2 protein-coding genes are annotated in these 1383 nt (G+C 66.8%); both read right to left on the reverse strand.

Annotated features, from left to right (window positions below; translation table 11 throughout):
- Window positions 1-141 precede the first annotated feature (141 nt).
- On the reverse strand, window positions 142-876 hold the full coding sequence (locus AC2VON_RS25675) for a hypothetical protein (protein ID WP_486955328.1): 735 nt from the start codon (window positions 874-876) through the stop codon (window positions 142-144).
- The coding region (locus tag AC2VON_RS25680) for a helix-turn-helix domain-containing protein (protein WP_486955329.1) at window positions 873-1383 on the reverse strand (511 nt) is incomplete at its 5' end. The genes AC2VON_RS25680 and AC2VON_RS25675, both read right to left, overlap by 4 nt.

Here is a 1383-nt window from a genome sequence, read left to right on the forward strand (position 1 = left end):
CGAGTAGCGACCCCTGGTAAGCGTGCACCAGTCTGCCCTGCTGGTCTTTCGGGATCACTAGTGGCGCAAGGACCTTGTAAGCCGGCTTCCATGGTCCCTGCTGACCCATGGCGAAGTGAAACGCGGGCAGTTGCATGAATCTCAGCCTCTCGCTTGATAATTCGACTTGGCGCGCCATTCGCGGGACTCTTCGTCAAACTCACAATGGTCATTGGGGCTCGGGAGGTACACCTGGTCGCTTCTGGGTGGTGGCCTGGTTCCTGGCCAAAAGCGTTGCCCGAGTTGGCGTTGCAGCGCATCGGCCTTCTCTTGGTCGGTCCAGAGTTGCTTCGGCTTGCCGTGCGAGACGATCTGCGGTGCTGGGATGGGTGCGACGGGCAGGCCGAGATCGTCGTAGGTGACGCGTCTTTCATTGCGTACCCGCTCGTCGTGCTGGCGAACACCGCGCTGGTACGGTGTCTCGTCGCTGGCGGCCTGGACGTGGCGGGCTGGCTCCTGGACGCCGAGGCGGCGTAAAACGTTGCGGTGCACGGACTCAGCCTCGGGGTCGACCGGGAGCTGGGTTGCTGGGCGTATGCCGGGTGCCAGCGCGGCGAGGACGGCGCGGTTGGTGTCGCGGTCGGATGCCAGTGCTTCGCACCAGAATTCGACTTTGCCGGGGGTCAGCCTCCCGTCGTTCACGGCCGCGTGCACGATCCGGCGATCCTCTTGGCGGGCGAGCCGTTCTGCGGCGGAGACGCGCTTGCTTTCGAGGTCGTGTTCGATCTGGGCGAGCTGCTCGGCGAGGGCGGCGTGCATCTGTTCATCGGTAGCGTCGGCGGGTAGGCCGAGCAGCCGCAGTACTTCGGGGCGTGGGACATTCACCATTTTGCTCATGCGCAACCCTCCTCACGGCGGAGCCGGTAGGCGTCGAGGTCGGAGCGGTGGATCAAGTAGTGCCGGCCGTCGGCTTTCCGCGCGGCCAGCTCCCCTCTCCTGCATAGCAATCCCACCGTGTCGGTGCGCAAGCCCAGCTCCAGTCCGGCCTCGGGGGTGCTCAACCAGTCGCAGTTTCTCCTCATAGGCCCTGACGCTACAGCCGGGGCGCCCAGCTCGCTGTTTCGTTCGGGCCGACCCGATTGGCTCGCAACGGCTTCGGCGAGGGCTGACTGGGCGGCGGCCAGGCCCTCGGGCACGCCGGGCCGGTGCACACTCGCCAGGCGGGCGTAGTCACCCAACCAGTGAACCAGCAGCCGCGCCAGGTCTGGCTCGATCACGATCACGTCGGACCGGATAGCTGCGCGGATGCGGCTGTAGGGGTCGCTGGCCGGCGTTTCGGCGCGGTCGGTGCTCACGGGCGCGCCCAGGGGCACCGCACGTCTGTGGCGGGCATGGGGCCGATCT

The organism is Mycobacterium sp. TH-M82, assembly GCF_057473605.1.

Bases quoted from the DNA above. Each gene is read 5' to 3' on its own strand.
- AC2VON_RS25675 (WP_486955328.1), bottom strand. From the start codon at position 876: ATGAGCAAAATGGTGAATGTCCCACGCCCCGAAGTACTGCGGCTGCTC.